The sequence below is a fragment of the Actinosynnema sp. NPDC059797 genome (assembly GCF_042732085.1).
In the GTDB taxonomy this organism is placed as follows: Bacteria; Actinomycetota; Actinomycetes; order Mycobacteriales; family Pseudonocardiaceae; genus Actinosynnema.
The window spans coordinates 1-5,524 of the sequence record NZ_JBHWIE010000430.1; the positions used below are offsets into that span (position 1 = coordinate 1).

Genomic DNA, 5,524 nt, shown 5'->3' on the forward strand with positions numbered 1-5,524 from the left:
GGTGACCTGCCGTCGACGACCAGGTCCGGCCCGGCGAGCACGAACCCGCGTTCGTCGCGGGCCACGGTGCCGTCGAGCCAGTCGGTGCGGGGCGCGGCGCCGATGAACGCGAACAGCCACGACGCGGGCACGGTCGTGGTCTCGCCGGTCTTGGTGTGCCGCAGGGTCAGCGACTCCAGGTGGTCGCGGCCCTCGCCGCCGACGACCTCGGTGCAGGTGCGGACCTCGATGGCCGGCACCCGCGCGAGCTGCTCGATCAGGTAGTGCGACATGGACCGCGCCAGCGAGTCGCCGCGCACCACGAGCACCACGCGGCGGGCGTGGGCGGCGAAGTACAGCGCCGCCTGGCCCGCGGAGTTCGCCCCGCCGACGAGGTAGACGTCCTGGCCGGCGCAGTGCGGGCCCTCGGTGGTGGCCGCGCCGTAGTACACGCCGCGGCCGGTCAGCCCGCCGAGGCCGGGCGCGTCGAGCATCCGGTAGGACACGCCGGTGGCGAGGATGACGGTGTGCGCGGCCAGCTCGGTGCCGTCGCCCAGCCGCACCACGCGCGCCGCGCCGCGGGCCTCCAGCGAGACCACGTCGCAGGCGGTCAGCACCTCCACGTCGAACTTCAGCGCCTGCCTGCGGGCGCGTTCGGTCAGCTGCTCGCCGGACACGCCGTCGGGGAAGCCCAGGTAGTTCTCGATGCGGCTGCTGGTGCCCGCCTGCCCGCCGGTGGCGCGGCGCTCGACCAGCACCGTGCGCAGCCCCTCCGAGCCGCCGTAGACCGCCGCGCCCAGGCCGGCCGGTCCGCCGCCGATGACGATCAGGTCGTAGAAGTCGGTGGAGGGCCGCGTGCTGAGGCCGACCTCGGCGGCCAGCTCGGCGTCGCCCGGCTCCACCAGGGCCCGGCCGTCGGCGGTGACGACCACGGGCAGCCGCGTGCCGTCCTGCCCGGCCGCGGCCAGCAGCCGCCCGGTCTCGGGGTCGCCGTCGTCCACGGCGTGCCACCGGAACGGCACCGAGTTGCGGGCGAGGAAGTCGCGCACCTCGTAGGACCGGGCCGACCAGCGGTGACCGACCACCCGCACCTGCCGCACCCCGCGCCGGTCGTCGGCGGCCCAGGCCTCCAGCAGCCCGTCCACCACCGGGTACAGCTTCTCCTCCGGCGGGTCCCACGGCTTGAGCAGGTAGTGGTCGAGGTCCACCACGTTGATCGCGCGGATAGCCGCGTCGGTGTCGGCGTAGGCGGTGAGCAGCACCCGCCGCGCGGCCGGGAACAGGTCCATCGCGGCTTCCAGGAACTCGATGCCGCTCAGGCCCGGCATCCGGTAGTCGGCCAGCAGCACGGCGACCTCCTCGCCGCGCAGCTTGATCTCCCGCAGCGCCTCCAGGGCCTGCGCCCCGGACTCGGCGCGGACGACGCGGTAACCGCTCCCGTACCGGCGGCGCAGGTCGCGCGCCACCGCGCGGGAGACGTTGGGGTCGTCGTCCACGGTGAGGATCGAAGGCCGGGCGACCTGGGGTGTCGTCATGTCCGCAGTGAACCAGGCGACCCGCCGCGGGTCACCGCCCCGGCCGGCTCGTGTGAGGAAGATCCGAACCGGGCCGGTCAGCGGCGGGCGAGGCGGCGCTCTCCCCCGGGACCGTGGTCGAGGCCGTAGTGGGCGAAGACCTTCGGCTCGTCCTGGGCGTACAGCTCACCGTCGGTCTCGATCGACGGGGCGTCCTTCACCAGGTCCTTCGGGTAGCGCACGCGCACCGCCTTCGGCGTGACCGTGGCGCCGACGGCGGGCACGAACACGAGCCTGCGGCGGCCGAGGAAGCCGACCGCGACGGTCAGGAAGCTGGGCTGGTCGGTCACCGTGTCGACGTACACGGCCTCCAGGTCGCCGATGGTCTTGCCGTCCGGGTCGACGACGTCGTGGCCGACCCAGTCGCGGAGGTTCTCTGCGGGGAACATGCGCCCGGGTTACCCACGACCGCCGACTCGAAGCGCCGCGTCGCCGGTACGGGCGACCGCCGGCCACTACGCTGCGCCCATGCCGCTCACCCGCCTGTACCGCGACGGCGCCCTGGAGGCCGAGGGGTTCGGCGTCGAGGAGGTCGCCGAACGCCTGGCCGAGGACGGCGTCGTGGTGTGGGTCGACCTGTGCGGCCCGTCCCGCGCCGAGCTGGAGCTGCTGGCCGGGCAGCTGGGGCTGCACGAGCTGGCCGTCGAGGACGCGGTGCAGGAGCACGAGCGCCCCAAGCTGGACCGGTACGACACGCACAGCTTCCTGACCTGCTACGCGGTGCGGCTGGACACCGCCACCGGGCGGTTGGCCACCGTCGAGGTGGACGCGTTCCTGACCACGAAAGCGCTGGTCACGGTGCGTGCGGACGACCGGTTCGACATGGGGCGGGTGACCAGGAGGTGGGACGAGTCGCCGCACCTGGCGGGCTGCGGCGTCGGCTTCCTGGCGCACGGGCTGCTCGACGTCGTCGTGGACAGCCACTTCGAGGCCGTGCAGGCGTTGGATGACCACGTCGAGCACTTGGAGGACATGGTGTTCGACGAGCGCCCGCGCACCAAGGAGGTGCAGCGCCGGTCGTTGGCGATGCGGCGGTCGCTGGTGACGCTGCGCCGGGTGGTGCTGCCGATGCGCGAGGTGGTGAACGGCCTCATGCGGCAGGACCTGGGCATGGCGGAAGGGCTGATGGGGCCCTACTTCCAGGACGTCTACGACCACGTGCTGCGCGCCTCGGAGTGGACCGAGTCGCTGCGCGACCTGGTGGCGACCATCCGCGACACGCAGCTCAACATCCAGGGCTACCGGCTGAACCTGATCATGAAGAAGGTCACCGGGTGGGCGGCGATCATCGCGCTGCCCACCGCGGTGACCGGCTTCTACGGCCAGAACGTCCCCTACCCCGGTTACGACCAGCCGTGGGGTTTCTGGGTGTCCACGGTCGTCATGGTGCTGCTGTCGGTCGGCCTGTACGTCTCCTTCAAGCGCCGCGACTGGCTGTGAGGAGGAGCCCGCTCGTCCGTCCTCAGTGGAGGCGCCGGGGCGGGCGGGTGTCAGCGCGCCAGGGGGTCCCCGCCGCGGTACACGGCCGAGCACCTCGGGCACAGCCAGCCGGGCGGGGGGCTGCCGCTCAGCTGCGCGACCGCCTGGCCGCGCGTGGTGACCCCCAGCTTGGTGAAGATGCTGTGCAGGTGGGACTTGACGGTGCGCTCCGAGATCCGCAGGTGCCTGGCGATCGACCGGTTGGCCATGCCCGTGCCCATCAGGGTGATCACCTGCGTCTCCCGCGGGGTCAGCTCGGCCGGCGGGACCACCGGCACGTGCTGCTCCTCCAGCGGTTGCACGCCGAGGGCGTGGTGCACCCCGGTCCACGCCTCCGAGGCGAGTCGTTGCAGCTCCAGTGCCCTGGCCAGTTCGCGGCGGAGGTCTTCCTGCGACGGTGGCATCGGGACCGCCCTGTCATCACATGTGATTACACAGCGCAACTCTAGTAATGGCCCTCGACGGTCGTGCACCACTGAACGGGTTGTCACCCGCCCCCGGAAAACACCCCTGGTATTAGAGCGAAGGGTCGATGTTCTTCCTACCGGCGGCGGATAGGGTGAGGTGAGCCGAATCCGGAGGTGCGGCGTGGAGGGCGGTCGACTGGTGGACGGCTTCGCCGTCCCGGTCCAAGAGCACGTGCGGGAGAACGGACTGCTGGCGGCGGCGAGGATCGGCCAGGTCGAAAACGCACAACTCCGACGCCTGCTGCTGGCGGAATTCCAGGCGCAGGAGGCCGAGTTCACGGCGTACGCCACCCTGCTCGCGCGTTTCCACCACGAGGTGCCGGGCGGTTTTTTCGTGTTCATCGCGAACACGTTGATGGGAATGCGCCAACTCCTGGTCTCGGAGGTGGCCCGCTCCGTCGGGCTGGACCCGGAGGAGATGCGGTACGCGGACGTCTCGCCCGAGGTGAAGCGCTTCACGGAGTTCATCTCGTGGGTCGCGCTGCACGCGGGCGCGGGCGAGGCGGCGCTGCTGGCGCGCACCGACTTCCGGCTCTGGTGCGGCGTGTGCGCGCCGCTCGCCGAGGCGTTGTCCGACGCCGACGTGCCGCCGGAGGTGCGGGCCTACCTGCACGAGTACGCCGAGGTGCCGCCCGAGGTCGCCGACGGCGCGGCGGAGGTCGTCGACTTCGGCCTGGCCGCGGGCGAGCGCGAGGAGTGGGTCACCCGCAGCGCCCCGGCGATGGAGCCGCTGCTGCGCGGGTTCTGGCGGTTCGTCGTCACGGGGTGAGCGGGACGAGCGGGACGAGCGGGCGCTCGACGGGCCGGCTCACCCCTCCACCGCGCGTCCCGCCAGCATGTCCACCACGTCCTCCAGCCGGCCCCGGCGCCGGTGGGCCAGCCGCTGCCGCCGGGAGCCGGAGCCGCCCTCGCGCCGCGCGCGCAGGGCGTCGAGCACGTAATGCGCCTCACCGGCCTCGTCCAGCGCCGGGCCGATGTGGGCGATCAGCGCGGACGTGCCCGTCGCGGGCCCCGCGCGACCGGCGGCCGGCGTGGTGCCCTCCTCGTCCGGGAGGCCGTAGCGGGAGGCCCGCCAGCACGCGCCCCGCAGCACCTGGTCGGTCACGCGCGGCGCGTCGCGGCCCGCCCGCACGTCGGCGAGGGCGGTGGCGGCGAGGGCCCGCACCAGGGCCGCGAGCAGGACCGCGTCGTCCGCCGTCTGCGACACGTCCGCCACCCGGACCTCCACCGTGGGCTGGTGGTGCGACGGGCGGACGTACCAGTAGAGCATGGCGTCGTCGAGGATCGCGCCGCTGCCGACCAGGTCCGCGAGCACCTCCCGGTACTCGTGCGCGCCGGCCAGGTGCGGCGGCGGGCCCGCCGTGGGCCAGCGGCCCCACAGCTGGGTCCGCCAGCTGTGGTAGCCGGTGTCGCGGCCCTCCCAGAACGGCGAGTTGCCGGAGATCGCGAGCAGCACCGGCAGCCACGGGCGCAGGTGGTTGGCGACCAGCACCGCTTCGTCGCGGTCGGCGATGCCGACGTGCACGTGGCACGAGCAGGCGCACTGCTGGTCCACCAGCGGGCCGAAGCGCTCGACGATCCGGTGGTAGCGCGGCTGGTCGAGCACCGGCGGCGGGCCGGGGCTGCCGAGGACCACGGTGCCGCTGCCGATCAGGCGGCACCCGGCGGCGTCGGCCGCCCGGGCCGCCGCTCGGCGCAGCCGGAGCAGCTCCGAGCGGAGTTCGGAGAGGTCGGTGCACACCCGGCTGACGGTTTCGACCTGGGTCTCCGCCATCTCGGGGACGATCCCGCCGCCGACCTCCGACGACGTGGTGCGCAGCACGTCGGCCGATCGCCACGCCGCCCGCCGGGTGGTCGCGTCGGTGAGGAGGAACTCCTCTTCCACGCCTACCGTCAGGCCCAACGCGCACCCCTTCCCCGGAGCCGGTCACCCGGTCGCGATGTAGTGCCAGTAGTCGGTCAGCAGGTCGGGGACCTGGTCGGCGCTGCGGGTGACCCACCGCTCGGGCTCGCCCTGGGCGCGGC

General features: G+C 73.4%; 6 protein-coding genes. 2 read left to right on the forward strand and 4 right to left on the reverse strand.

Translation table 11 applies throughout. From position 1 onward, the window contains the following. Window positions 1-1,514: NAD(P)/FAD-dependent oxidoreductase (locus ACFV4N_RS39030; protein WP_499677714.1), on the reverse strand; the 1,514-nt coding region annotated here is incomplete at its 3' end. 77 nt (window positions 1,515-1,591) lie between these two features. Continuing rightward, a complete protein-coding gene (locus ACFV4N_RS39035; RefSeq protein ID WP_499677715.1) occupies window positions 1,592-1,942 on the reverse strand; it encodes a PRC-barrel domain-containing protein in 351 nt (116 codons plus the stop codon). A gap of 79 nt (window positions 1,943-2,021) precedes the next feature. Here ACFV4N_RS39035 and ACFV4N_RS39040 point away from each other — a divergent pair, with 79 nt between their 5' ends. Then, window positions 2,022-2,993, forward strand: a complete 972-nt coding sequence (locus tag ACFV4N_RS39040) for a magnesium transporter CorA family protein (RefSeq protein WP_499677716.1) — start codon at window positions 2,022-2,024, stop codon at window positions 2,991-2,993. A 50-nt stretch (window positions 2,994-3,043) separates the two neighbouring features. Here the strand turns inward: ACFV4N_RS39040 and ACFV4N_RS39045 are convergent, their stop codons facing one another. Further along, complete coding sequence (locus tag ACFV4N_RS39045; protein WP_499677717.1) at window positions 3,044-3,436, reverse strand: helix-turn-helix domain-containing protein; 393 nt, start codon at window positions 3,434-3,436, stop codon at window positions 3,044-3,046. Between the two features lie 184 nt (window positions 3,437-3,620). Between ACFV4N_RS39045 and ACFV4N_RS39050 the strand changes: the two genes are divergently transcribed. Beyond that, on the forward strand, window positions 3,621-4,268 hold the full coding sequence (locus ACFV4N_RS39050) for a hypothetical protein (RefSeq protein ID WP_499677718.1): 648 nt from the start codon (window positions 3,621-3,623) through the stop codon (window positions 4,266-4,268). Between the two features lie 39 nt (window positions 4,269-4,307). Here the strand turns inward: ACFV4N_RS39050 and ACFV4N_RS39055 are convergent, their stop codons facing one another. Then, window positions 4,308-5,402, reverse strand: a complete 1,095-nt coding sequence (locus ACFV4N_RS39055) for a carboxylate-amine ligase (RefSeq protein WP_499677719.1) — start codon at window positions 5,400-5,402, stop codon at window positions 4,308-4,310. Between the last annotated feature and the right edge of the window lie 122 nt (window positions 5,403-5,524).